Origin of the sequence: Helicobacter jaachi (assembly GCF_000763135.2) — a bacterium.
In the GTDB taxonomy this organism is placed as follows: Bacteria; Campylobacterota; Campylobacteria; order Campylobacterales; family Helicobacteraceae; genus Helicobacter_C; species Helicobacter_C jaachi.
The window spans coordinates 537,664-560,965 of record NZ_JRPR02000001.1 but is presented as its reverse complement, the minus strand read 5'-3'; the positions used below and the strand labels follow the sequence as shown (position 1 = coordinate 560,965).

At 41.4% G+C, this 23,302-nt stretch carries 23 protein-coding genes and 5 tRNA genes; 3 read left to right on the top strand and 25 right to left on the bottom strand.

Annotated features, from left to right (window positions below; translation table 11 throughout):
- Window positions 1–4: 4 nt before the first annotated feature.
- The 3 genes from rsfS to nikR are packed head-to-tail and all read right to left on the bottom strand — an operon-like array spanning window position 5 to window position 1,548.
- Window positions 5–400: a ribosome silencing factor gene (gene rsfS, locus LS71_RS02925; RefSeq protein ID WP_069723524.1), complete on the bottom strand. Its 396-nt coding sequence runs from the start codon at window positions 398–400 to the stop codon at window positions 5–7.
- Between the two features lie 30 nt (window positions 401–430).
- The gene (locus LS71_RS02920) at window positions 431–1,117 is read right to left on the bottom strand and encodes a nicotinate-nicotinamide nucleotide adenylyltransferase (RefSeq protein ID WP_034356720.1); all 687 of its coding nucleotides are present in this window, start codon (window positions 1,115–1,117) and stop codon (window positions 431–433) included.
- Complete coding sequence (nikR, locus tag LS71_RS02915) at window positions 1,117–1,548, bottom strand: nickel-responsive transcriptional regulator NikR (RefSeq protein WP_034356723.1); 432 nt, start codon at window positions 1,546–1,548, stop codon at window positions 1,117–1,119. The genes LS71_RS02920 and nikR overlap by 1 nt, the downstream gene beginning before the upstream one ends.
- A 176-nt stretch (window positions 1,549–1,724) precedes the next feature.
- Here nikR and exbB point away from each other — a divergent pair, with 176 nt between their 5' ends.
- The 3 genes from exbB to LS71_RS02900 are packed head-to-tail and all read left to right on the top strand — an operon-like array spanning window position 1,725 to window position 3,240.
- Window positions 1,725–2,159 (top strand): TonB-system energizer ExbB, encoded by a 435-nt coding sequence (exbB, locus tag LS71_RS02910; RefSeq protein ID WP_034356726.1) that lies wholly within the window; start codon window positions 1,725–1,727, stop codon window positions 2,157–2,159.
- A 15-nt stretch (window positions 2,160–2,174) separates the two neighbouring features.
- A complete protein-coding gene (gene exbD / locus LS71_RS02905; RefSeq protein WP_034356729.1) occupies window positions 2,175–2,555 on the top strand; it encodes a TonB system transport protein ExbD in 381 nt (126 codons plus the stop codon).
- A complete protein-coding gene (locus tag LS71_RS02900; protein ID WP_034356733.1) occupies window positions 2,521–3,240 on the top strand; it encodes an energy transducer TonB in 720 nt (239 codons plus the stop codon). The genes exbD and LS71_RS02900 overlap by 35 nt, the downstream gene beginning before the upstream one ends.
- Before the next feature lie 211 nt (window positions 3,241–3,451).
- On the opposite strand, the gene LS71_RS02895 is transcribed toward LS71_RS02900, so the two are convergent.
- The 22 genes from LS71_RS02895 to LS71_RS02790 all read right to left on the bottom strand — a co-directional run bounded on the left by LS71_RS02895 (window position 3,452) and on the right by LS71_RS02790 (window position 23,296).
- Window positions 3,452–3,847, bottom strand: a complete 396-nt coding sequence (locus LS71_RS02895) for a c-type cytochrome (protein WP_081946292.1) — start codon at window positions 3,845–3,847, stop codon at window positions 3,452–3,454.
- Window positions 3,848–4,159: 312 nt separating this feature from the next.
- Complete coding sequence (gene fusA / locus LS71_RS02890) at window positions 4,160–6,238, bottom strand: elongation factor G (RefSeq protein WP_034356106.1); 2,079 nt, start codon at window positions 6,236–6,238, stop codon at window positions 4,160–4,162.
- Between the two features lie 15 nt (window positions 6,239–6,253).
- Window positions 6,254–6,721, bottom strand: a complete 468-nt coding sequence (rpsG, locus tag LS71_RS02885; RefSeq protein ID WP_034356103.1) for a 30S ribosomal protein S7 — start codon at window positions 6,719–6,721, stop codon at window positions 6,254–6,256.
- A gap of 23 nt (window positions 6,722–6,744) precedes the next feature.
- Complete coding sequence (rpsL, locus tag LS71_RS02880; RefSeq protein ID WP_034356100.1) at window positions 6,745–7,134, bottom strand: 30S ribosomal protein S12; 390 nt, start codon at window positions 7,132–7,134, stop codon at window positions 6,745–6,747.
- Between the two features lie 91 nt (window positions 7,135–7,225).
- Window positions 7,226–15,910, bottom strand: a complete 8,685-nt coding sequence (locus LS71_RS02875; protein ID WP_034356097.1) for a DNA-directed RNA polymerase subunit beta/beta' — start codon at window positions 15,908–15,910, stop codon at window positions 7,226–7,228.
- A gap of 175 nt (window positions 15,911–16,085) precedes the next feature.
- Window positions 16,086–16,466, bottom strand: a complete 381-nt coding sequence (gene rplL, locus LS71_RS02870; RefSeq protein ID WP_034356094.1) for a 50S ribosomal protein L7/L12 — start codon at window positions 16,464–16,466, stop codon at window positions 16,086–16,088.
- A 23-nt stretch (window positions 16,467–16,489) separates the two neighbouring features.
- Window positions 16,490–16,972 (bottom strand): 50S ribosomal protein L10, encoded by a 483-nt coding sequence (gene rplJ / locus LS71_RS02865; protein WP_034356093.1) that lies wholly within the window; start codon window positions 16,970–16,972, stop codon window positions 16,490–16,492.
- A gap of 90 nt (window positions 16,973–17,062) precedes the next feature.
- A complete protein-coding gene (rplA, locus tag LS71_RS02860; RefSeq protein WP_034356091.1) occupies window positions 17,063–17,767 on the bottom strand; it encodes a 50S ribosomal protein L1 in 705 nt (234 codons plus the stop codon).
- A gap of 20 nt (window positions 17,768–17,787) precedes the next feature.
- The gene (gene rplK, locus LS71_RS02855) at window positions 17,788–18,213 is read right to left on the bottom strand and encodes a 50S ribosomal protein L11 (protein ID WP_034356089.1); all 426 of its coding nucleotides are present in this window, start codon (window positions 18,211–18,213) and stop codon (window positions 17,788–17,790) included.
- 25 nt (window positions 18,214–18,238) lie between these two features.
- The gene (gene nusG, locus LS71_RS02850; protein ID WP_034356087.1) at window positions 18,239–18,754 is read right to left on the bottom strand and encodes a transcription termination/antitermination protein NusG; all 516 of its coding nucleotides are present in this window, start codon (window positions 18,752–18,754) and stop codon (window positions 18,239–18,241) included.
- Between the two features lie 21 nt (window positions 18,755–18,775).
- Window positions 18,776–18,955 carry a preprotein translocase subunit SecE gene (gene secE, locus LS71_RS02845; protein ID WP_034356109.1) on the bottom strand — a complete coding sequence of 60 codons (180 nt, stop codon included), beginning with the start codon at window positions 18,953–18,955 and terminating at the stop codon, window positions 18,776–18,778.
- Window positions 18,956–19,002: 47 nt separating this feature from the next.
- Window positions 19,003–19,078, bottom strand: a tRNA-Trp gene (locus LS71_RS02840).
- Window positions 19,079–19,095: 17 nt separating this feature from the next.
- A complete protein-coding gene (rpmG, locus tag LS71_RS02835) occupies window positions 19,096–19,266 on the bottom strand; it encodes a 50S ribosomal protein L33 (RefSeq protein ID WP_034356085.1) in 171 nt (56 codons plus the stop codon).
- Window positions 19,267–19,277: 11 nt separating this feature from the next.
- A complete protein-coding gene (gene tuf, locus LS71_RS02830; protein ID WP_034356082.1) occupies window positions 19,278–20,477 on the bottom strand; it encodes an elongation factor Tu in 1,200 nt (399 codons plus the stop codon).
- 83 nt (window positions 20,478–20,560) lie between these two features.
- A tRNA-Thr gene (locus LS71_RS02825) sits at window positions 20,561–20,635 on the bottom strand.
- A gap of 74 nt (window positions 20,636–20,709) precedes the next feature.
- Window positions 20,710–20,786, bottom strand: a tRNA-Gly gene (locus LS71_RS02820).
- 56 nt (window positions 20,787–20,842) lie between these two features.
- Window positions 20,843–20,927: transfer RNA gene (locus LS71_RS02815), tRNA-Tyr, on the bottom strand.
- Window positions 20,928–20,980: 53 nt separating this feature from the next.
- Window positions 20,981–21,056: transfer RNA gene (locus tag LS71_RS02810), tRNA-Thr, on the bottom strand.
- A 537-nt stretch (window positions 21,057–21,593) separates the two neighbouring features.
- Window positions 21,594–21,800, bottom strand: a complete 207-nt coding sequence (locus LS71_RS02805) for a BrnA antitoxin family protein (protein ID WP_034354740.1) — start codon at window positions 21,798–21,800, stop codon at window positions 21,594–21,596.
- Window positions 21,797–22,081: a BrnT family toxin gene (locus tag LS71_RS02800; protein WP_034354743.1), complete on the bottom strand. Its 285-nt coding sequence runs from the start codon at window positions 22,079–22,081 to the stop codon at window positions 21,797–21,799. Before LS71_RS02800 ends, LS71_RS02805 begins: the two co-directional genes overlap by 4 nt.
- Before the next feature lie 67 nt (window positions 22,082–22,148).
- Window positions 22,149–23,066 (bottom strand): phage late control D family protein, encoded by a 918-nt coding sequence (locus tag LS71_RS02795; protein ID WP_034354746.1) that lies wholly within the window; start codon window positions 23,064–23,066, stop codon window positions 22,149–22,151.
- Entirely contained in the window at window positions 23,057–23,296 is a 240-nt protein-coding gene (locus tag LS71_RS02790; RefSeq protein ID WP_034354749.1) for a tail protein X, read from the bottom strand. The genes LS71_RS02795 and LS71_RS02790 overlap by 10 nt, the downstream gene beginning before the upstream one ends.
- Between the last annotated feature and the right edge of the window lie 6 nt (window positions 23,297–23,302).

Sequence of the window (23,302 nt, the reverse complement as noted above, 5' to 3'; positions counted from 1 at the left end):
TAAACTACGCCTCTTTTTTAGCTTCCACCTTAGCATAAGGCTGCATAGAATCTGCGCTTTTTTGCGCAATGAGCGAGCTTAGAAACTCCTCTAAATTAAATTTCTTGCGATGATTTGGCGTAAAAATATGTATCATAATATCCCCCAAATCTGCAATAATCCAATCTTCATTATCCTCCTCTGTGGCGTAAAACACCTCCCCCTTTGGCTTTAGCTCACTTTTTAAATAATCAAGCAAAGCAAACGCGTGCTTGCCCACCATTGCGCTCACAATGACCACCCTATCCACGATGTAGTCTCGCTCTTGCAGATTAAACACTTCAATGTCCTCGCCCTTTTTATCCTCTAAAAGCGCCCTGATGCGCGCAATCCTACTATCAATATGCTTATCTTGTTGCAACGATACTCCTTTCAAGCAAAATAAATGTGATTATAGCCTAAAATGCGCTTTGATAAAAGTATGCAAGCTCGCAGGTATCATCTCTAAAGCCTGCTCAAACTGCCCATTTTGCAGCAAAGCGCGCACCTGTGTGGAGGAAAGCTCGCCATATTGGCTAAGATGTATGCGCTCTAAAATGCGTGCTTTGGGCTTATGAGCTGGCTTTTTAGGCTTAATTGTATGAATGCTTGCACAAGATTTAATATCGCGCCCAATCACCACAAACGCCGCTATTTCACAGAGCTTATCTATCTTATGCCATACATGCAAATGCGCGAAATTATCCTCGCCCACAACTATCGCAAGAGGCGTGCGCGGGTATGTGTGCTGCAGCATTTTGATAGTGTGAATGCTAAAAGTGGGCTTATTTTGCATAATTTCATAATCACTCACCTCTAATGTCCCAAAGCCCGGCATTGCCTTAGAATCTAGCACTTTTGTATCATTTGACATATCTGTATTTAGCACATCTGCGGCAAGTATTTTGCACATCTCAAATCGCTCAAGCGGGCTAAATAACGCACTTTCTTTTAGTGGATTAAGATAATTTGGCATACATATCACATGATGAAAAAGAGGGCTTTTATACAAAGTTTTTAGAATCTGCCTATGCGCGTAGTGCGGAGGGTCAAAACTCCCACCATAAAGCGCTATATAAGATTCTCTAAAATGGCGCATTACGCAAAAAAGCTTGCGCGTGTGAGCTTTGAGAATTTCACTCCCTTTAAGCCGCCAATTTCAATGCTAAGATTTTCAATCGCCATAGCCTCGCCCTGCAGGATAATGGTCTCAAGGCAGTTGTGATGGTCTAAATGCACATGCGTGGTGCATAAAATCTCGATTTTATTCTCATCAATTGCTGTGTGCTGAATGTCAATCATACGCCTATTAAGTTCGCGCTGGTGGTGGTCATACACAATCGTTAGCACTGCCACGCCCTGCGCCTTTGTGTTCCTCTCGCTCCACACTTCTTCATTAAGTTTTTCGCGTATCATATCGCGCACAAGCTCGGAGCGTGAGGAATACCCCCTGTGGGTTAGCCTTTTATCAAGCGTTTGGAGTAGATTCTGTGGTAGAGATACGCTAAAGCGGATAATATTGGGTTTCATACTAGTCCTTTAAACCTAAAATTCGCGCGATTGTAGCGCAAAAAAGCTTAATGTGAAAACTTACGCTTGCGTGGAAAATGTGAATTTTAAGTGAATTTAAGCCAAGTATAAAGTTGTCTTAAGAATGATTTTTATAATATGCCAGACTTCAAAGAAATAAAGAATGGAGCATTGTTATGGAGTTTATTAAAGATTATATCGACCATATTATTTTTGCTATTTTGGGCTTGATGAGCTTTTTGGCGCTATGGTTTAGTTGCGAGAGAATTATTTTTTATGCGCGCGTGAATATAGAGGATTATAAAAATGAAGAGGCATTAGAAGAGGCGCTAAGCAAAAATCTCACCGGGCTTTATATTATTTATTCTAACGCTCCTTATGTGGGGCTTTTAGGCACGGTGGTGGGCATTATGATTACTTTTTATGATATGGGTATGAGTGGGGGAATGGACGCGCAAAGCATTATGGTTGGGCTATCTACCGCGCTTAAGGCTACCGCGCTTGGCTTAGTGGTGGCAATCCCTACGCTTATTGTCTATAACTGCTTTATACGCAAAATGGACATTGTGCTTAACCGCTATAAGCTCGCACATAAGCATGCTAGCGAGTAGTTTGAGGGCAATACTATGAGAATCCCTAAAAAAGATGGCTTAAATATCGTTCCTTTTATTGATGTGATGCTTGTTTTGCTCGCCATTGTGCTAAGCGTCTCTACTTTCATCGCACAGGGGCAAATTAAAGTAGAGCTACCCTATGCAAGTCAAAATGAGATTAACAAAGATGAAAAGCCAGTGACTATCACTATTGATGAGCAAAATATCATTTATTTTGATGATAAGCCTGTGGATACGCAATCCCTCAAGGCTGAAATTGCTAAAATTGATAATAAAACGCTTATCCAGCTTAAAAGCGATAAAGAATCTAAGTTTGAAACTTTTATTCAAATAGTGGATATTTTGAAGGAGAAAGGACATGAAAACTTTGGAATCTCAACCAAACAACAATAACGCGCCTTCATATAATATGATTTCACAATCCAAATCGCCCTTTTTCACGCCTAATCGCATTGGCTTTAGCCTAAGTTTGATAGCGCATTTAGCCTTTGCGCTTATGTTTTATGACTATTTTCACAATATCGATGTGCAGCAAAATGGCGATGAAATCACAAGCATCGCCCTTGCGACATTTCAAACCCCATCAAACGAACCAGTGGTAGAGCCACCAAAGCCTCAACCCATTGTGAAGCCTAAAAAGAAACATCATCGCAAAGAAATTGTAAAAGAGCATGGCAAGCTTGCCAAAAAAGAGGAGGAGGTAGTCCCCCCAACTCCCACGCCTCAAGCAAAGCCAGATGAGAAAGTGGAGGAAGGCGAGATGATTCAGACGCTCTCTTATCGCAATGGCGAGGAAGATGAGGTGTTTGCAAAGATTAAGCGCGCCATTGAGCGCAGGAATAAATATCCCAATATGGCTAAAAAGCGCGGACTAGAGGGCGAAGTGATAGTGGAGTTTATCATTTACAAAGATGGCAAAGTGTCTAATATACGCATTGTGAAGCCCTGCCCACATGAGTCGTTTAATACTGCTGCGATAAATGCTGTGAGAAAGGCTCAAGGGGATTTTCCAAGCCTTGATGTTACGACAAAAATTGAGCTGCCTATTGTGTATGAACTTAAGATGAGCAAGCTATAGAATCTACGCATTTTTTGCTTTTCTAAGGCTTTTTATTTGTCTAGATTCTATAATTCCGCGCTATTGCTTTTTTAACAAAAAGCCGCGCGCATCTTACAAATGTAAGCAAAGCTCACATTTGCGCCCTCAAAGTATAAAGTTATGCTGCTTAAAGCATCTATCAACTTGTTTTTTAAGGCTAGATTCTATAATTTTACAGAATCTAGAAAGACTACAGGGCGTCAATATACGCTGCTAGTGCCTCAATATCATCATCACTTAAATTTTTTGCCTGCATATACATAATCACAGAATTACCTCCACGACTCAAAGTGCGCGCACGAAAGCCTTTGAGCGATTCTATTACCTGCTGCTTATTGAGCGAGGCGAGCAGCACATTGCCCACACTGCCCGGCGCAATGCTCTTGCCATCTTTGCCATGACACGAGGCGCACTTACTATACAGCACAGAGGCATCAGGCAATGCCGAATTTGACGCGCTCTGCGTGGATTGGCTATCTTGATTTTGAATGCTTACTTTTTTGGGAGATGTCTTTTGCGTATCCTGCTCATTAGAGCAAGCGACTAAACACAAAGCAACTATGCAAATACATATATTTCTTGTCATAAACCCTCCTTATTGCGTTTGAGTGGCATCGCCTCTATGTGGGCGTTTAAGATACCTGCTAAAGTCCTATAAAATTTGAGTAGAGTTAGATTCTATAAATTTCCACGCTATTGCTTTTTATAAAAAGCCGCAAAGCCCATTTGTGCGCCCTCAAAGCATAAAGTTATAGCTTAGCCAAAGCTAATCTATCAACTTGTTTTTTTGAGGTAGATTCTATAAATTATAGAATCTAACCTTTTAAAAATATGAAATAGAGAAAATAGCCGCCATAAACGCGGCAAGATGATTTGTAAGTAAGCGATTTTATAGAATCTAGCCTTTGCGCTTTTCCATAATCTCTTTGGCAATGTTGTTTGGCACTTCGCCATAATGGTCAAACTCCATTGTATATGTGCCTCTGCCTTGTGTAGCCGAACGCAAGTCGGTAGAATAGCCAAACATTTCAGCCAACGGAACAAACGCATTGACGATTTTTAATCCCATTCTATCGTCCATGGAGTTAATCTGCCCGCGCCTGCGGTTTAAATCGCCAATCACATCGCCCATATACTCTTCAGGCACTTCTACTTCTACTTTCATCATCGGCTCTAAAAGCACTGCATTTGCTTTTCTGCAAGCGTCCTTAAACGCCATAGACCCAGCAATCTTAAACGCCATTTCACTAGAATCCACCTCGTGATAGCTTCCATCATAGAGTGTAACTTTAAAATCTACCACAGGATAGCCCGCAAGCACGCCATTTTGCATGGCTTCTTGAATCCCTTTATCCACTGCGGGAATATACTCTTTAGGAATCACGCCACCGCTTATGTCATTGACAAATTCATATCCGCTGCCCGGCTCTTTAGGCTCTAGCTTGATATACACATGCCCATACTGCCCGCGCCCACCGGATTGTTTAGCGTATTTGCACTCTTGCTCCACAGCGCTGCGGATAGTCTCTCTAAACGCAACTTGCGGCTCACCTACTTCAGCTTCAACTTTGAATTCGCGTTTGAGCCTATCCACAATAATTTCTAGGTGCAGCTCACCCATACCGCCAATAAGTGTTTGCCCCGTCTCCTCATGCGTGCTTACTCTAAAGCTTGGGTCTTCCTCTGCAAGCTTGCCTAGTGCGATTGACATTTTTTCTTGGTCTGCCTTTGTCTTTGGCTCAACAGCAATTTGAATAACAGGCTCTGGGAAATCCATACGCTCTAAAATCACAGGCACTTTTTCATCACAAAGCGTATCGCCCGTAATAGTATCTTTTAAGCCTACAAATGCGCAAATCTCACCCGCATAAATTTCCTTAATATCTTCTCTTTTGTTAGAGTGCATTTTAAGCAATCGCCCGACACGCTCTTTTTTGCCTTTTGTAGAGTTAAGCACATAGCTGCCAGATTCTAATTTGCCGCGGTATGCACGCACAAAAGTGAGCTGCCCTACAAATGGGTCGGTCATAATCTTAAAGGCTAATCCCGCAAATGCACCATCATCGCTAGATTCTACACTTAGTTCAGAATCATCTTTAGGATTAATGCCCTTAATTTCAGCCACTTCTGTAGGCGCAGGGAGGTAATCCACCACCGCATCAAGGAGCGTTTGCACGCCTTTATTTTTAAAGCTAGACCCACATAGCATAGGAATAAGACTCATATTTAAGCAGCCTATTTTAATGCCTTTTTTAATCTCCTCAATGCTTAATTCCTCGCCATTAAGGTATTTTTCCATTAACGCTTCATCTTGCTCGGCTGCAGATTCTAAAAGCTTTTCTCGATACTCATTTGCCTTATCTACTAGCTCGGCTGGTATTTCCTCTATGTCATACTTCGCGCCCATTGACTCATCATTCCACACAATGGCCTTCATCTGCACTAAGTCAATTACACCTTTAAAATTTTCCTCCGCGCCAATAGGAATATTAATAGGCACAGGATTAGCCTTAAGCCGCTGCTTGATTTGGCTTTCTACATTATAGAAATTTGCACCGATTCTATCCATTTTATTCACAAACACCATACGAGGCACGCCATATTTATTCGCCTGTCGCCAAACGGTCTCACTTTGAGGCTGCACACCGCCCACAGAGCAAAATACAGCCACCGCGCCATCTAACACACGCATTGAACGCTCTACCTCGATAGTAAAATCCACATGCCCGGGTGTGTCGATAAGATTAATTTGATAATCTCTCCAAAAACAAGTCGTAGTTGCGGAAGTAATGGTAATGCCGCGCTCCTTTTCTTGCTCCATCCAGTCCATTGTCGCCGCGCCATCATGCACTTCACCAATTTTGTGGCTCACACCTGTGTAGAATAAAATCCGCTCCGAAGTAGTGGTCTTACCCGCATCAATATGCGCCGCAATACCGATATTTCTAATCCTTGATAAAGGGGTTTTCCTTGCCATTATTTGTCCTTTATATTACCAGCGATAATGCGCAAATGCTTTGTTTGCTTCAGCCATTTTATGAACATCTTCTTTCTTTTTAAAGGCTGCTCCCCTGTCATTTGCTGCGTCCATAAGCTCGCCTGCCAAACGCTCCACCATAGTGCGCTCATTTCTTTTGCGAGTGGCTTCAAGGAGCCAGCGAATAGATAATGACTGCTGTCTAGCAGGTCTCACCTCAACAGGCACTTGGTAGGTAGCCCCACCTACACGACGACTTCTTACCTCCACAAGGGGCTTTACTCGCTCAAGCGCCTTTTCAAATATATCTATGCCTTTTTCTCCGCTTTTTTCCTCGATTCTATTAAATGCGGCATAAATAATCTTCTCACTTACGCTTTTTTTACCATCAAACATCATTTTGTTGATGAACTTAGTAACTACTTTATTGTTATAAATGGGGTCCCCTAGAATTTCCCTCACGGTGGCTTTTCTTCTTCTCATATTACATATCCTTACAAACTAAATTATTTTTTATCGCCGCCAGCTTTGGCTTTTTTAGCACCATATTTACTGCGTGAAACATTACGCTTAGCTACACCCGCTGTATCTAGCGCACCGCGTATAATGTGATACTTCACACCCGGTAAGTCTTTCACACGCCCGCCACGCACAAGCACGATAGAGTGCTCCTGAAGATTATGCCCTTCACCCGGAATATAGCTAATCACCTCTACTTTAGAAGTGAGCTTTACTTTGGCAACTTTTCTTAAAGCTGAGTTTGGTTTTTTAGGCGTTGTCGTATAAACGCGTGTGCATACTCCCCGCCTTTGGGGACACTCTAGCAAAGCCGGAGACTTTGTTTTACGGGTAATCTTTTTCCTCTCTTTTCTAATCAACTGATTTATGGTTGGCACTGATGTTTCCTTTGTGTAAAATTTAAAAATAAAAAGTGTGGGATTCTATCCAACAAAAACTTTTATTTCTCTTAGAGAATAGGCAAAGTGCCTATTCCTCCTCATATTCTGCCTGTCCGTCTCGCTCCTCGCACTTATAGCGGAATTTCTTATTTTTATATAGACCCGTTCCAACAGGTATCATACGCCCTAGCACAACATTTTCTTTTAAGTCATCAAGCGTATCTTTCTTTGCCGCTATGCTAGCTTCTGTAAGCACTTTGGTAGTTTCTTGGAAAGATGCTGCTGAAATGATAGAATCACTCCCAATAGCCGCACGCGTAATCCCAAGCAACACAGGCTCTGCGATAGCTGGCTCTCCACCCATACGCAAGATTCTCTCATTTTCTTCTCTAAAATGTCGCTTACTCACTAAATCGCCCTCGATGAATTTCGTATTGCCACTATCGACAATTTTTACTTGGCGGAGCATTTGTGAAACAATAATTTCAATATGCTTATCTGCGATACTCACACCTTGCCGGCGATATACCTGCTGCACTTCGCTCACAATATATTTATGCAACTCTTTTTCACCGCTAATACGTAAAATATCATGGCTTGATACCACGCCATCTGTCATCGCTTCTCCTGCGTGGATAAACTCCTGCTCATGCACGAGAATCTTTTTATTTTTATCCACAGTGTATTCGGCTACTCGCCCATCTGCTGCTGTAATGATAATGCGCTCTTTTCCGCGTATGGGCTTACCAAAGCTCACCGTGCCATCAAGCTCGGAGAGAATGGCTGTATCTTTTGGCTTCCTTGCCTCAAAGAGTTCTGTAACGCGTGGGAGACCGCCTGTAATATCCTTAGATTTTGCCAATGCCTTAGGCACTTTGGCAATAATATCTGCCATCTCCACCTTATCGCCATCATTTACAGCAATAGAGGTGCGAGATTCTAAACGATATGTGAGCTCCTTGCCATCTTTTGTGGTGATAACAAGCATGGGCTTGTAACCAGCAGGCATATACTCATTAATTACAAAATTCTTTTGATGTGTATTTTCATCTTCTTGCTCGCTCACAGTTAAACCAGCAATAATATCTCTAAATGACACTACACCCGCTTGGTCAGCGATAATTGGCTCACTATAAGCGTCCCATTCAGCTACAACAATTTGTTCATTTGAGGTAGGTTCAGAAATCAATGTATCAATATCCACTTCACTATTATCATCAACGAGCACCTTAGAAGTGCGCGCCACATAATGCCTAATAGCCTCTCTATCATTTTGGTCCGCAATAACAGCAAACATACCTTTTTCAGATATCACATCGCCTGCTTTGACTTTGTGATTACGCTCTAGGGTATCAGCGCGCAATGTATAAAACTTCACAATACCCTTTTCTTTGGCTGTGATTTTCTGCGCGATAGGGGCATTGTCCTCTACTTTTAACTCACTTCCGTATGGAATCCGCGTAGGCACATTCCAACTATCCATGATAGTATCCACTATGCTACCACCAGCCTTAACCTTATAACCACTTTCATGCGGCACAAGGAGCTTGCCCTCAATCTTACCCGCCACACCTGCGAGTTCATTTTGTTTTGCTACATCATCTTTGCGAAGGCGATAGGTTTCAGAACGTTTTTTATCGCCCACAATAGTAATATGCACCTCATCATGCACATTTTCTACTTGCAATTCTCCGTCAAATTCTGCCTTAATGCGTGGCTCAACAACCAAAATAGCGGCATTTCTACGATTTGCGACAATCTTTTGCCCCTTACTATTTGTATAAGTGCGAATGTTGTGATAACGTATAAAGCCCTCTTTCTTAGCGACAATTTGCCTTTCTTCCGTGCTTCTGCTCGCCGTCCCACCTACGTGGAAAGTTCTAAGTGTGAGCTGCGTGCCGGGCTCGCCGATACTTTGAGCAGCAAGCACACCCACTGCCTCGCCGGGCTTCACCATTTTAGATTCACCAAGATTTAAGCCATAGCATTTTGCACACACACCTTTAGGGGCTTTACACGTTACAGGTGTGCGTATCATTACAGATTTGACATTTGCTTCCTTAATACGCCTTGCCATAGCACTATCAATAAGCACGCCTTCGCTTAATAAAATCTCATTAGCAATAGGGTCAATAATATCACGAGCTAAAACACGTCCTATTACGCGCTCTTCAAGCGGCTCAATCATATCGCTCCCCACTGTAATATCCGTAATCTCTACACCCTCGTGCGTATCACAATCCTCAATAGTTACTTTCATATTTTGGCTTACATCAATGAGCTTTCTTGTGAGGTATCCCGCATTGGCTGTCTTAAGCGCGGTATCTGCCAAACCTTTTCTCGCACCATGCGTAGAATTAAAATACTCAAGCACATTCAAGCCCTCTTTAAAGTTAGAGGTAATAGGCGTTTCAATAATCGTGCCATCAGGCTTTGCCATAAGCCCTCTCATCGCAGAAAGTTGGCGGATTTGCGCTTCACTACCTCTCGCTCCAGAATCTGCCATCATATAGATAGAGTTAAAGCCCTCTTTATCATTTTTGACTTTTTCCATCATCACTTTGCCCATTTTTTCGCTTGTCTCTGTCCAAATATCAATACTTTTATTGTATCGCTCTTGTCCAGTGAGCAATCCTTGCTCAAACTCGCCTTGGATTCTCTTAATCTCTTTTTTAGCCTCATCAATCATCTTAGCCTTATCTTGTGGGATAATAATATCCGCAGCAGAAATAGAAATGCCCGCTTTTGTGGCGTATTTAAAGCCTAGATTCTTAAGATTATCCAAAAAAGTAGCTGTAATACCTAAGCCTCCCTCTCTATACACATAATCAATTAAAGTGCCAATATCTTTCTTTTTCATAGTTTGATTCCACAAATTTAGTGGTACAAAACTTGGCAAAATAGAGCCTAAAATCATACGCCCAGCGGTTGTATCAATCACACGACGCTCATAAACAGTCTTAATACGCGCATTAATATCAAGCTCACCCATTTCAATAGCCATTACAATTTCATCAATGCTTGCAAAAATCTTATGCTCGCCTTTTACGCCCTTTTTTTCCAAAGAAAGATAATATAAGCCCAAAACCATATCTTGACTAGGCACAGCCACAGCCTTGCCGCTCGCAGGGAGCAGGATATTCATAGAGCTTAGCATAAGCACTTTGCATTCTGCTATGGCTTCTTGTGAAAGCGGCACATGCACCGCCATTTGGTCGCCATCAAAGTCGGCATTAAATGCAGAACACACAAGCGGGTGCAATTGTATTGCTTTGCCATCTATCAATTTTGGGTGAAAGGCTTGAATAGACTGCTTATGTAATGTTGGTGCGCGGTTAAGCAACACAGGATAGCCATCGACAATTTCTTGAAGGCATTCCCATACCTCATTTGTCTTTTGATTAACCATTTTAACAGCTTGCTTAAGCGTAGTTGCGTAGCCTTTCTCCTCTAACTTGGCAAATAAATGCGGCTTAAATAATTCTAATGCCATATTTTTAGGCAATCCGCATTGGTCCATTTTGAGATTTGGTCCTACGACAATAACGCTTCTTCCGGAGAAATCCACACGCTTACCCAATAGATTCTGCCTGAATCTGCCTTGCTTACCTTTAATTATCTCGCTTAAAGATTTAAGCGGTCGCTTGTTTGCGCCCTTTACGGCATTAGCATTTCTGCCATTATCAAAGAGCGCATCAACTGCCTCTTGCAGCATTCTTTTTTCATTTCTTACAATAATTTCAGGAGAATCTAGCTCAATGAGCCTTTTTAGACGCTGATTACGGTTAATTACACGACGATACAAGTCATTCACATCACTCACCGCAAACTTTCCGCCATCAAGCGCTACCAAAGGACGCAAATCCGGTGGTAGCACAGGCAATATTGTAAGCATCATCCACTCTGGGCGATTACCAGAATTGATAAAACTTTCAACTACCTTAAGTCGCTTCACAATAGTCTTTTTCTTGGCTTCTGAATTGGTTGAGCGTATTTCCTCGCGCAAAGCATTCAAAAGCACCATTAAATCAAGCTCCTCAAGCAGCTCTTTTATAGCCTCACCACCCATTTGAGCCACAAAGCCTGTATGCTCAAAGCGTTGATTTATACTTTGGAATTGTTCCTCATTAAGCACATCATATTTTAGAATAGGCTTTGAGCCTTCATTATCGTAAAAAGCCTCGCCGGGCGCTTTAACGATATATGCCTCATAATACAGCACACGCTCTAAATCTTTCATTTTTACACCGAGCAAAGTGCCTATACGACTTGGCAGTGAGCTCACATACCATATATGCGCCACAGGTGCGACAAGCTCGATATGCCCCATTCGTGAGCGGCGCACTTTTGCCTTTGTAACCTCAACGCCGCATTTTTCGCACACAATACCCTTATAGCGCATTTTTTTATACTTTCCGCACAAACATTCATAATCACGCACAGGACCAAAAATCTTTGTGCAGAATAATCCATCGCGCTCGGGCTTAAGCGTGCGGTAGTTAATTGTTTCAGGCTTTTTAACCTCACCATGACTCCAAGATAGAATCTTCTCTGGGCTTGCTAAAACAAGTTGGAATGAGCCAAAGTCCTTAGGGCGCTCATCTTCTTTAATGGCAATAGGCACAGGCGCGCCATTTTCATCTTTCTCCTCACCATAAATATTTACATCAAGCGCTAAAGATTGCAATTCTTTTGTCAAAACATAAAATGTCTCTGGGATTTCAGATTCTCCAACATTATCACCCCTTGTAATAGCCTTATATGCGCCTCTCCTACCTTCTGTATCATCAGATTTAATAGTGAGCATTTCTTTCAAAGTATGCGCTGCGCCATAAGCCTCCAAAGCCCACACTTCCATTTCACCAAATCTCTGTCCGCCAAATAACGCCTTTCCACCCACTGGCTGCTGCGTGACAAGTGAGTAAGGTCCTGTGCTTCTTGCATGCACTTTCTCATCAACTAAGTGGTGCAGTTTAAGCATATACATATAGCCTACATTCACGCGCTCACGCATTTTCTCACCTGTTTTGCCATCATAAAGCTCTGTCTTGCCGTCCATATCGACTTTTGCAAGTGAGAAAAGCTTGTCAAATTTCTCTTGCGTAATACCCTCAAATACGGGAATAGCAAATTTCACGCCATTCGTCCAATCCCGCGCGTATGCAATCAAAGTTTCATCGTCTATAGATTCTAAAAATTTCACCATTGACTTATCCACTGAATTAACCACTTGCGCAATTTCAATCATTTTCGCACGCAGTTGGCTTACCCACTGTTTTGAATGAGAAGCAAAAATCTCCTGAATCTGGCGACCAAGATTCTTACCCACAAGCCCCAAATGCACCTCCAGAATCTGCCCGATATTCATACGACTAGGCACACCCAAAGGATTTAGCACAATATCTACAGGCTCGCCATCGGCAGTATAGGGCATATCAACCATTGGCACGATATTAGAAACTATGCCCTTATTCCCATGTCGTCCTGCCATTTTATCACCTACTTTAAGCTTCCGCTTTGTGGCAATATAAATTTTTACAAGTTTAACTACGCCGCTTGGGAGAATATCATCTTTTTCTAAGATGGAGAGTTTTTCCTCATGCTCCTCGCCAAGCGTTTTTTTCTGCTCTAAAAAGTTAGTTTTAATTTGCTCATAGCGTGATTGCACCTCTTTAGAATAACTCTTAATCAAAGTGCTTAGAGCAAATGGATTAAGCGAGCCTAGCTCCTCTTTTGAGATTTGCGCACCTTTCTTAAACACCCTATCAGCGACCTTTGCTTCGCTTGAGAGTTTTTCTTTTGAAAGCATAAGCGAGATTCTCAAAGTCTCTTCTTGCTGTATCATTGTCAATCTATCATGATGCTCAATATCAAGCACGCGCTTTTCTTCCTCATAGGCGCTAATAGCACGCGCATCTTTTTCATAGCCTTTTTTGGTAAAAATCTTTACATCTACCACTGTGCCTTCAAGTGAAGGCGGACAATACAAAGATTTATTTACCACATGCCCAGCCTTTTCACCAAAAATAGCGCGTAAAAGACGCTCTTCAGGAGTAGGCTTTACCTCGCCCTTAGGCGAGACTTTACCCACAAGTATCATACCCGCACTCACATAAGTCCCTATACGCACAATCCCACTCTCATCAAGATGAGCTGTCTCTGCTTCTTTTGTGCCGGGAATATCAGCTGTAATCTCCTCAAGTCCGTGCTTAAGCTCACGCGCCTCAATTTCTTTTTCATAAATATGAATAGAAGTAAAGGCGTCCTCTTTGATGAGTTTTTCACTCACTACAATGGCATCTTCAAAGTTATAGCCATTCCATGGCATAAAGGCAACGCGGATATTTTTACCTAATGCAAGCTCACCATTATCCATACTCGGACCATCAGCGATAATTTGCCCCTGCTCGACCCTATCACCTTGCTTTACAATGGGCTGCTGTGAAAAGCAGGTATTTTGGTTAGTGCGTAGATTCTTACCCAAATAGTAGTGATTAATATACGCGCCATTCTCATCTTCACCAAGTATATAGATATTTTTAGAATCTACTCGCTCCACAACACCGCTGCGTGTAGCCTTTATAGCCTCCCAAGAATCACGCGCAATAATTTGCTCAATCCCCGTGCCTACAACAGGCGCATCAGGATTAAGCAATGGCACTGCTTGACGCTGCATATTTGAACCCATAAGCGCGCGGTTGGCATCATCATGCTCAAGGAATGGAATAAGTGAAGCTGCCACACCTACAAGCATTCGCGGACTTAAGTCAATAAGCTGCACGCGTGATTTTTCATTTAAAATAATCTCGCCATCTTTACGCGTCTCAATTAAATCTTCAATAATACGCCCATTTTTATCCACAGCCGTGCTTGCAGGAGCGATTACCATACCTTCTTCTTGAGCAGCTGTGAGATAGACTATTTCTTGAGAAACTACACCATTTTCTACCACTTTATAAGGAGCTTCAATAAAACCTAAGTCATTCACGCGCGTATAGGTAGAGAGTGTATTAATTAGACCAATATTTTGCCCTTCTGGCGTTTCAATGGGACAGATTCTGCCATAATGCGTGGGGTGCACATCTCTTGCCTCAAAACCTACTCTATCTTTTACAAGCCCTCCCTCACCTAATGCAGAAAGCCTGCGCTTATGCGTTACTTCTGACAAAGGATTAGTTTGGTCCATAAATTGCGAGAGCTGTCCGCCTGTGAAAAATTCCATAATTGTGCTTGTAATCATCTTGCCATTGACTAAATCATGCGGCATAATCGTATCAAACGCGCCACTAAGCGAAGTGAGCTTGTCACGGATAGCCTTTTGCATTTTTACAAGCCCAGCATGCAACTCATTTGCCAAAAGCTCACCGATGGCACGGATTCTACGATTACCAAGATGGTCTCTATCATCAATCTTACCTAAGCCATTTTTCACCTTTAAAAGATACTGAATAGTTTTAATGATATCCTCATGCGTAAGGATAGTCACATAATCAGGCACATTAATTTGTAATTTATGATTCATTTTCATGCGCCCAACACGCGTTAAATCATACCTTTCAGAATCAAAGAATAACTGCCTTACAAAACTCTTTGCAACCTCTTTAGTTACAGGCTCACCCGGGCGCATAACCTTGTAGATTCTAATCGCGGCCAACTCATTTTCATCATCAATTTTTTCGCTTTGGCGAAGCATCTTGAGAGATTCCGTATCGGCAATAAACGAATTGATAATAGAATTATCCACGCCCGCTGCGCTATCATTGGCGATGGTAAATTCATTAATTTTAAGCTCAAGGAGCTTTTTAAGCTTTGTCTCATCAAGCTGCGTGAGTGTGTCAAAAATCACCTCACCTTGTGCGTTAAGGACAGGCTGGGCAAGAAACTTATTGGTTAGATTCTCAAGCGGATATTCAATTAAATCAATATTTGCTTCTTTAAGCTCTTTAATTTTCTTTGCAGAAAGTCGCTTACCAGAGGCTACAAGCAATTGTCCCTTAGCGTCTTTAATATCAAACTCCGCGCGATTACCAATGCTATCCACATCAAAGGGAATGAGATATTTACCTTTTTGATATTTTACCTTTTGTAATGGATAAAAGATTTTAATAATATCTTGCTTACTATAGCCCATAGCGCGCAGAATGATAGTTACAGGGACTTTGCGGCGTTTATTAATCCGTGCATATAGCACATCTTTAGAATCATACTCAAAATAAAGCCAAGAACCCCTATCTGGGATAATCTGCCCTGTGTAGATGAGTTTATTTGATGAAGTATTTGACTCTTCTTCTTTAAAAATGACACCCGGGCTGCGATGGAGCTGATTAACAACAACCCGCTCAACGCCATTAATGATAAAGCTCGTCCTATCAGTCATAAGCGGAATATCCCGCACAAAAATATTTTGCTCTTTCACATCTTTGACGCCTAGTCTTTCACCTGTTTTCTCATCTTTTTCCCAAAGCACAAGGCGAATTTTAATTTGTAATGATATAGCATAGGTTACACCGCGCACCATGGCTTCATTGGTAGTATATTTAGGTTTGCCAAATTTACAGCCCGCATATTCAAGTGTAATGCGATTTTGATTATCTTGAATAGGAAAAACAGACTTAAAAACGCGCTCTATGCCCGATTCCTTTTTGCCATCAATGCAAAGAAAATCATCATAGCTATTTCTTTGGAGAAGCAAGAGATTGGGGACATCTATATTTTGAGGATTTTTTGTAAAGTCGGCTCGAAGTCTATTTTTAAGTTTTGTGAAGTTTGCCATAATATTATATCCTTCTCATTGTGTGGATTTAAAGAGCTGAATACTCTAAAGAAGTCTGCAAAGCAAGACATCTCTACAATATTCTATCAAACACAAAAGCCAAACCCTAGATTCTATAAATTTGAGTTTCTAAGATTTGGCGACTCTTAATTGTTTATGGTGCTTTAAGTGGTAATTACTTAACCTCTACCTTTGCGCCAGCCTCTTCAAGCTTTTTCTTGAAGTTCTCCGCATCTTCTTTATTTACACCTTCTTTAAGCGTGCTTGGAGTTTTTTCTGTGGCATCTTTAGCCTCTTTTAGACCAAGTCCAGTGATTTCGCGCACAGCTTTAATGACATTAATCTTATTAGCTCCCGCATCAACTAAAATAACATTAAAATCTGTCTTTTCTTCAGCAGCAGCTGCCGCTCCACCACCACCTGCACCAGCACCTGCAACAACTGTTGGTGCTGCACTCACGCCAAATTTTTCCTCAAAAGCCTTCACAAGCTCTGAAAGTTCCAACACAGAAAGGTTTCCGATGTATTCCAACACTTCTTCTTTAGAAATTGCCATTTTTTACTCCTTAAAAGGTATTTTTAATTTTCTTCTTTTTGTTTTCTTAAATTATCAAGCCCTGTGACAAAGTAGCGAGCCGGAGCCGTCCATACAGACAATAGCATACCAATAAGCTCTTCTTTGCTTGGCAATTTAGAAACAGACACAATATGATGAGTATCAACTACTTGCCCATCAAATACGCCAGTTTTGAGCTTAAAATGCTCACTATGCGCATCAGCAAACTTACACACAACCTTTGATAGCGCGATTTGGTCATCTGCCCAAAGAAAGATATTAGTATCCTTAAGCTCTAAGTTAGGATATTCCGCCGCTTTAGTCGCGATACTAGCTAGAGTATTTTTAATCACTTGAACCTTTATGCCAGCTGCTCTTGAATTATGCCGCAACTGCTCGAGGTGGGTTACCTGCAAGCCTTTATAATCGCACACAATCAGCGCAGAAGCATTCTTAAATTCAGAGCTTAAATACTCTACAATTTGAATCTTCTCTTGCTTAGTCATTTCTCCTCCTTTCAGACACAACCTCACATGGGGTAAATTTTAAGCCTAGGCCCCTCATGCTCTTGGGTCTAAGATAAAGCTTTGCTTTAATTATTTTGTATCCATAAGCTCTTGAGAATCTAGCCGAATTGATGGGCTCATTGTAAGCGACAAACTGCTACTACGGATATATTTACCCTTTGCAGAAGTAGGCTTTAAGCGATTAATCGCGCGCACGAGCTCAAGCATATTGTCTCTAATCTTATCCTCTTGAAAAGATGCTTTACCAATGGGAGCGTGAATGATGCCTTTCTTATCAACTCTAAAATTCACTTGCCCACTTTTAGCATTAGATACAGCCTTAGCGATATCCATAGTTACTGTGCCCGTTTTTGGGTTTGGCATTAAACCCTTTGGTCCTAAGATTCGCCCTACTTTACCCACAAGAGCCATCATATCAGGTGTAGCAATTACCATATCAAAGTTAATGTTGCCATTTTTAATCTCATCTGCCAAGTCATCAGCCCCCACTATATCCGCACCGGCATTCTTTGCCTCATCGGCTTTAACACCTTTTGCAAATACTGCAACACGCACTTTTTTACCTGTCCCATGTGGTAAAACAACCGCTCCACGCACCATTTGGTCGGCATGTCTTGGGTCAACCCCTAAACGCAATGCCACTTCCACAGTTTCATCAAACTTCGCCGATGCCAAAGACTTCACTGCATTAACACCACTTTGAATATCATATATTTTTTCAGAATCTACCTTTGCTTGCAGAGCCTGCAATCTTTTTGCTATCTTTTTGCCCATCTCTCAACTCCATACAAAAATTAATCTTTGATTTCAATGCCCATACTTCTGGCACTTCCTGCTACAATTTTCTTTGCCGCCTCAATATCAAACGCATTAAGGTCTTCCATTTTAGTTTTGGCAATCTCCTCAAGCTGCGCACTTGTAAGCTGCCCAATCTTATTTTTTAATGGATTATCCGAACCTTTAGCAATTTTTGCCGCTTTTTTGATAAGGTCAGTTACCGGCGGCTTTTTGGTAATAAATGTAAAACTTTTATCCTGATAAACGGTGATAACAACAGGTATGTTAAAATCACCCATATCCTTTGTTTTTTCATTAAAAGCTTTACAAAACTCCATAATATTCACGCCCCTCTGCCCTAATGCCGGACCCACTGGTGGAGATGGATTTGCCTTGCCTGCTGGAATCTGCAACTTTAATTCGCCAACAACTTTCTTGCCCATTGTGTAACCCTTCCTTTTTATGAACTTAAATAATTTTTTCTACTTGTGAATACAGAATCTCAACTGGAGTGTTTCGCCCAAAAATTGATACATTGAGCTTAAGTTTTTTATGCTCTAAATCATATTCCTCCACAGTACCTGTAAAATTCACAAAAGGACCATCAATAATACGCACAACCTCGCCCTGTTCAAACGAAATTTTAGGTTTAGGCGCACTTGGATTTCTTACCTTCTCTAGAATCTTAGTAATATCAGCCTCGCTTAAAGGTGTAGGCTTTTTACTCTCACCAATGAAACGTCCCACTTTTGGCAAAGATTGAATCATATGCCAAAGCTTTGTATCCAAATCAACTTGAATAAAAACATAACCAGGATACAAACTCCTATCTACAATCTTCTTTTTTGCCTCAATGATAGATTCTGTAGGGACAACTACCTCACCAAATCTATCTTGCATGTGATTTTGCACAATAAGATTACGAATTGCCTCACCTACTGATTTTTCACTGCCAGAATATGTCTGTATCGCATACCACTCCACGCTTCACCTCTGCTAAGTAAATTATAAAATGCTCGATACAGAATGAAACAAAATCCAATCAACCAACGCTAGGAATAAAGTAATTACACTTACTACAATCAGCACGGACACATAGGCATTTCGTCTCTGTTCTTTTGTAGGAAATATAACTTTCAAGCGCTCTTCATTCGCGTTTTGAAAATAGGTTTTTATCTTTTTAATCATTTTGTATCTCTTTCTAATTGGAAAATATTCATTTACAGCTTTCGTGGCAGGCCAGGAGGGACTCGAACCCCCAACAGTCGGTTTTGGAGACCGATGCTCTACCATTGGAGCTACTGACCTACAAGCTAGGGGCAACCCTAGCTTTTAAGTTTTACTTCCTTGTGAATAGTGTGCTTATTCAAACGAGGAGAAAACTTTTTGAGCTCCAGTTTTTCTGTATTTGTCTTTGCATTTTTAGTGGTGCTGTAATTAATATCACCACATTCCGAACACTTAAGTCCTATTTTAATAGTATTACCCTTTGCCATTTGAGCCTCTACTACTCAATGATTTTCGTAACAACGCCCGAACCAACAGTCCTACCACCCTCACGAATCGCAAAGCGTGTCCCTTCTTCAAGCGCTACAGGTGCAATAAGCTCAACTGTAATTTTAACATTATCACCGGGCATAACCATTTCTACGCCGCTTGGAAGCTCAATAGAACCTGTAACATCTGTGGTGCGCACATAAAATTGTGGGCGATAACCCTTAAAGAATGGTGTGTGTCGTCCGCCTTCCTCTTTTGAAAGGACATAGATTTCTCCCTCAAATTTTTTGTGTGGAGTAATTGAGCCGGGCTTGCAAAGCACCATACCCCTTTCAACCTCTTCTTTTTTAGTACCTCTAAGAAGGATACCCACATTGTCACCAGCCTCACCTTTATCAAGCTCTTTTCTAAACATTTCAACGCCTGTAACAGTCGTTTTTTGAGTATCACGAAGTCCTACGATTTCAACTTCATCACCCACAGCAACAACACCTCTTTCAACCCGTCCTGTTACCACTGTTCCACGACCTGCGATAGAAAACACATCTTCTACTGGCATAAGGAAAGTTTTTTCAGTATCGCGCTGTGGAGTAGGGATAAATCTATCAACTTCAGCCATAAGCTGCAATACCTTTTGTCCCCACTCACCTACATTTCCTGCCTTCGCCTCTTCAAGCGCTTTCAATGCAGAGCCTGCCACGATAGGGGTATCATCGCCGGGGAAATCATACGCGCTTAAAAGCTCTCTTACTTCCATTTCTACAAGCTCAAGCAATTCAGCATCATCAACCATATCTTGCTTATTCAAAAACACAACGATATAATGAACGCCCACTTGGCGAGAAAGCAGAATATGCTCACGAGTTTGTGGCATAGGACCGTCCGCAGCAGACACAACGAGGATAGCTCCGTCCATTTGAGCCGCACCTGTAATCATATTTTTTACATAGTCCGCGTGCCCTGGGCAATCCACATGCGCATAGTGGCGATTTTCTGTCTCATACTCAATGTGAGAAGTCGCAATAGTAATACCTCTCTCTTTTTCCTCTGGTGCATTGTCGATATTGTCATAATCCTTTAGCTCTGCTAGACCTTTAGTTGCCAATACAGCAGATATAGCCGCACTCAAAGTCGTCTTGCCATGGTCCACATGCCCGATTGTTCCCACATTCACATGGGGTTTGTTTTTCACAAACTTTTCTTTTGCCATTTTGTTCTCCTAACTCAAAGATTTATTTTAGAATCTTTCAAAATCAAAACTGCAAAAATTTAAAAGATTCTATACATAGAAACTGGAGCCCATAAGCGGGATTGAACCGCCGACCTCTTCCTTACCAAGGAAGTGCTCTGCCACTGAGCTATATGGGCAACTTAAAACTTTTTAATTTAAAAATGGAGAAAATCTTAACTTGATATAAAGTCGAAGATTCAGCTCCCAGTCATGGAGCGGGAGACGGGGCTCGAACCCGCGACCCTCAGCTTGGAAGGCTGATGCTCTAGCCAACTGAGCTACTCCCGCAATTTACAAAATAACTATTTTGACTACCACCCAAACATAAATATTTACTTTTATGGTGGTGGTGAGTCGTGGATTCGAACCACGGAAGACATAGTCAGCAGATTTACAGTCTGCCCTCGTTGGCCACTTGAGTAACTCACCAAAAATAATCTCAAAAACTGGTTAAACACTGAAAGCAATAGCTAGAGTGTGAATGGAGCTGGTTAAGGGACTTGAACCCCCGACCCTCTGCTTACAAGGCAGATGCTCTACCAACTGAGCTAAACCAGCAAACTTGAACTACAACCTTTGAGTAAATAAAAAAGCTATGATTATATAGATTTTATGGCTCTTTGTCAAGGGAGCAGCCCTTAAATTTCAAGTGATAAGCGTAAAGCAATCTGCTTTTCATAGCTCTATCTTCACCCAATTTATTCCCTCAAAAACAAAACTCCAAAAAAAAGTGAGTGGCCGGGAGAGAGGGACTTATAATAATGCCACTCAAATGCCCTAATTTGTGAAAACTATAAAAATCTGTCCCCACTCTGTCCCCAAAAAGAGCCATTTTTGACCCCTTTTTTTAGAGCAAAAAAACCGCTTAAAACCCATATTTTTTTATGCGTTTTTTACATAATGTAACACAATTTTTTGCGCAAACTTTGGACGCGCAAGTGTATTATATTTTGCAATATTTTGTCAATATTTTTAGTTTTTAAGTTAATCTGCGCCTTAAGTCTTTCACAGGCAATAAAAGCAAAACAGAGCATTTACGAAAGGTATATGTTAAACATACCTCCTTTGCAAATTCCCTCTCTAGCGCATTCTAGCCTAATGCTTTATCTCAAGCATAAGATTTTCACTCGCGCAGCGGTTCAAAAAGAGATTAATAAGATTTTGGTAAGGCACGCCCTCTTGTGCGCCCATTTTTTTGAAATAGTCTAAAGTTTCAACACTCACATTGATAGAAATTTGCTTTTTAGCCTGTTTAGTGTATGGATTGCGTACAGAATGTGAAAAATCATATTCTTTTTTCATTTTCTTAGCTCCTTATATTGTTTTTGCTCATTTTGCGTAGCTTTACGCGCCGAAATGATACGAATAGTGCTATTCCCGGACCTGAAACAATGCACTACGACCAAAATTCTAAGCCTTTGGCTCAATCCCAAGATGACAAATCTTGCCTCATCATTTGAATGCGATTCATCAAAAATCACGCGCGCAAACTCATCGCTAAACACGCTTTGCGCCTCCTCAAAGCTTACATTGTGTTTGGCTTTGTTTGCTTTAGCCTTTTGTGCGTCCCATTCAAACTTCATAATTATATTGTATATATATAACTATTAAAGCACACTTAAGTTTTTGAGTTAAAAAGCACAAGTAAAATCACTCAAAATTAAGCTCCATATTCCACGCGCTAGAATCTAAGCTGTGCGTTACTTGCGTGATAGTGTGGCGCGATATTTTACCTTTAAATGTAAGGTTTAAATATCCTCCTGCAAAAAGCACCCTCCCCACCGCACTCAAACTGCCCTTGATGTGCTTAGAATTAAGCGTTTCTAGCTTTGTGGTAGCCATTTGTAGCGCGTGTGTATCATCTTTGGCAAATCTATGCAATTTATAGAGCGGCTCGCCACTGCCCACCTTAACACTGCGCGCGTTTCCCTCGCTGTCTGTGTAGGTAAGCTCAATGCTCTTATATCGCGTAGCCGCAAATGTTTCAATATCCAAACTAATGCACTCATCGGCGTTTATAGCATAAGTGCGCCTATCAAACTCCTTGCCCTTATCCAAAAAAATGAGCGTATCATTGCTCACTTTGCAAGTGCAGAAAAGCTCATCGGCCAGCCTATGCAAAAGCGCACTATCGCTCTCATCAACTTGCTCAATCACCTCAATAGATTGCGCATAGCGAAAATCTAGCTTTGTTTTAAGGTTATTTTCACGCGCGATACTTCTTATGCAATCAGCGATACTGCCCTCAAATGTGCGCGATTTTTTCACCTTAAAGCCCTTTGTGTAATCAATGCTTGTGCAGTCAATGCTAAAACCGCGCTTATATTGCTCTTTTATCGCGCTTACATAGAATGCACCAAAGAAATATAGCGCATTTCTGCCCATAAAAAGCTCAATTCTATCCCCAAAGTTTGGTGGCGTGGCATTTGGTGCTAGCTCAAGGCAAAGCGTGTCAATATTATCTTTTTCAAAATCGCTATAGCGCACCTGCGTGATATTAAGATTATGGCTTTTTTTGCCATTTAGGCTTACGCGCCACAGCGGCGCGATGTATTGCTCTAAGCCCATAGCCCTAATTCCTCGCTAGATTCTGTATTGTCGCTAAAAATAGGGCATTTCACCACCTCGCCTCCGCTCAAAATGGGCGTGTGAATTAAATCGATATTAGCTAAAATAAAGGCGTTATAGCCGCTTTCATAGCTATTTTGATATAAATCTCCATAGATTTTTACAAATATCATATCTAATCGCTCGCCTTGTGTGGCGATGTAGGTTTGCTCTTGTGTATCTTGGCTCATTTAAAC

What these genes read in the sequence shown, in the direction of transcription:
- LS71_RS02920 (WP_034356720.1), bottom strand. Translation starts at nt 1,117, where the DNA reads ATGCGCCATTTTAGAGAATCTTATATAGCGCTTTATGGTGGGAGTTTT.
- nikR (WP_034356723.1), bottom strand. Translation starts at nt 1,548, where the DNA reads ATGAAACCCAATATTATCCGCTTTAGCGTATCTCTACCACAGAATCTA.
- exbB (WP_034356726.1), top strand. Translation starts at nt 1,725, where the DNA reads ATGGAGTTTATTAAAGATTATATCGACCATATTATTTTTGCTATTTTG.
- exbD (WP_034356729.1), top strand. Translation starts at nt 2,175, where the DNA reads ATGAGAATCCCTAAAAAAGATGGCTTAAATATCGTTCCTTTTATTGAT.
- LS71_RS02900 (WP_034356733.1), top strand. Translation starts at nt 2,521, where the DNA reads ATGAAAACTTTGGAATCTCAACCAAACAACAATAACGCGCCTTCATAT.
- LS71_RS02895 (WP_081946292.1), bottom strand. Translation starts at nt 3,847, where the DNA reads ATGACAAGAAATATATGTATTTGCATAGTTGCTTTGTGTTTAGTCGCT.
- fusA (WP_034356106.1), bottom strand. Translation starts at nt 6,238, where the DNA reads ATGGCAAGGAAAACCCCTTTATCAAGGATTAGAAATATCGGTATTGCG.
- rpsG (WP_034356103.1), bottom strand. Translation starts at nt 6,721, where the DNA reads ATGAGAAGAAGAAAAGCCACCGTGAGGGAAATTCTAGGGGACCCCATT.
- LS71_RS02875 (WP_034356097.1), bottom strand. Translation starts at nt 15,910, where the DNA reads ATGGCAAACTTCACAAAACTTAAAAATAGACTTCGAGCCGACTTTACA.
- rplL (WP_034356094.1), bottom strand. Translation starts at nt 16,466, where the DNA reads ATGGCAATTTCTAAAGAAGAAGTGTTGGAATACATCGGAAACCTTTCT.
- rplJ (WP_034356093.1), bottom strand. Translation starts at nt 16,972, where the DNA reads ATGACTAAGCAAGAGAAGATTCAAATTGTAGAGTATTTAAGCTCTGAA.
- rplA (WP_034356091.1), bottom strand. Translation starts at nt 17,767, where the DNA reads ATGGGCAAAAAGATAGCAAAAAGATTGCAGGCTCTGCAAGCAAAGGTA.
- rplK (WP_034356089.1), bottom strand. Translation starts at nt 18,213, where the DNA reads ATGGGCAAGAAAGTTGTTGGCGAATTAAAGTTGCAGATTCCAGCAGGC.
- rpmG (WP_034356085.1), bottom strand. Translation starts at nt 19,266, where the DNA reads ATGGCAAAGGGTAATACTATTAAAATAGGACTTAAGTGTTCGGAATGT.
- tuf (WP_034356082.1), bottom strand. Translation starts at nt 20,477, where the DNA reads ATGGCAAAAGAAAAGTTTGTGAAAAACAAACCCCATGTGAATGTGGGA.
- LS71_RS02805 (WP_034354740.1), bottom strand. Translation starts at nt 21,800, where the DNA reads ATGAAAAAAGAATATGATTTTTCACATTCTGTACGCAATCCATACACT.
- LS71_RS02800 (WP_034354743.1), bottom strand. Translation starts at nt 22,081, where the DNA reads ATGAAGTTTGAATGGGACGCACAAAAGGCTAAAGCAAACAAAGCCAAA.
- LS71_RS02795 (WP_034354746.1), bottom strand. Translation starts at nt 23,066, where the DNA reads ATGGGCTTAGAGCAATACATCGCGCCGCTGTGGCGCGTAAGCCTAAAT.
- LS71_RS02790 (WP_034354749.1), bottom strand. Translation starts at nt 23,296, where the DNA reads ATGAGCCAAGATACACAAGAGCAAACCTACATCGCCACACAAGGCGAG.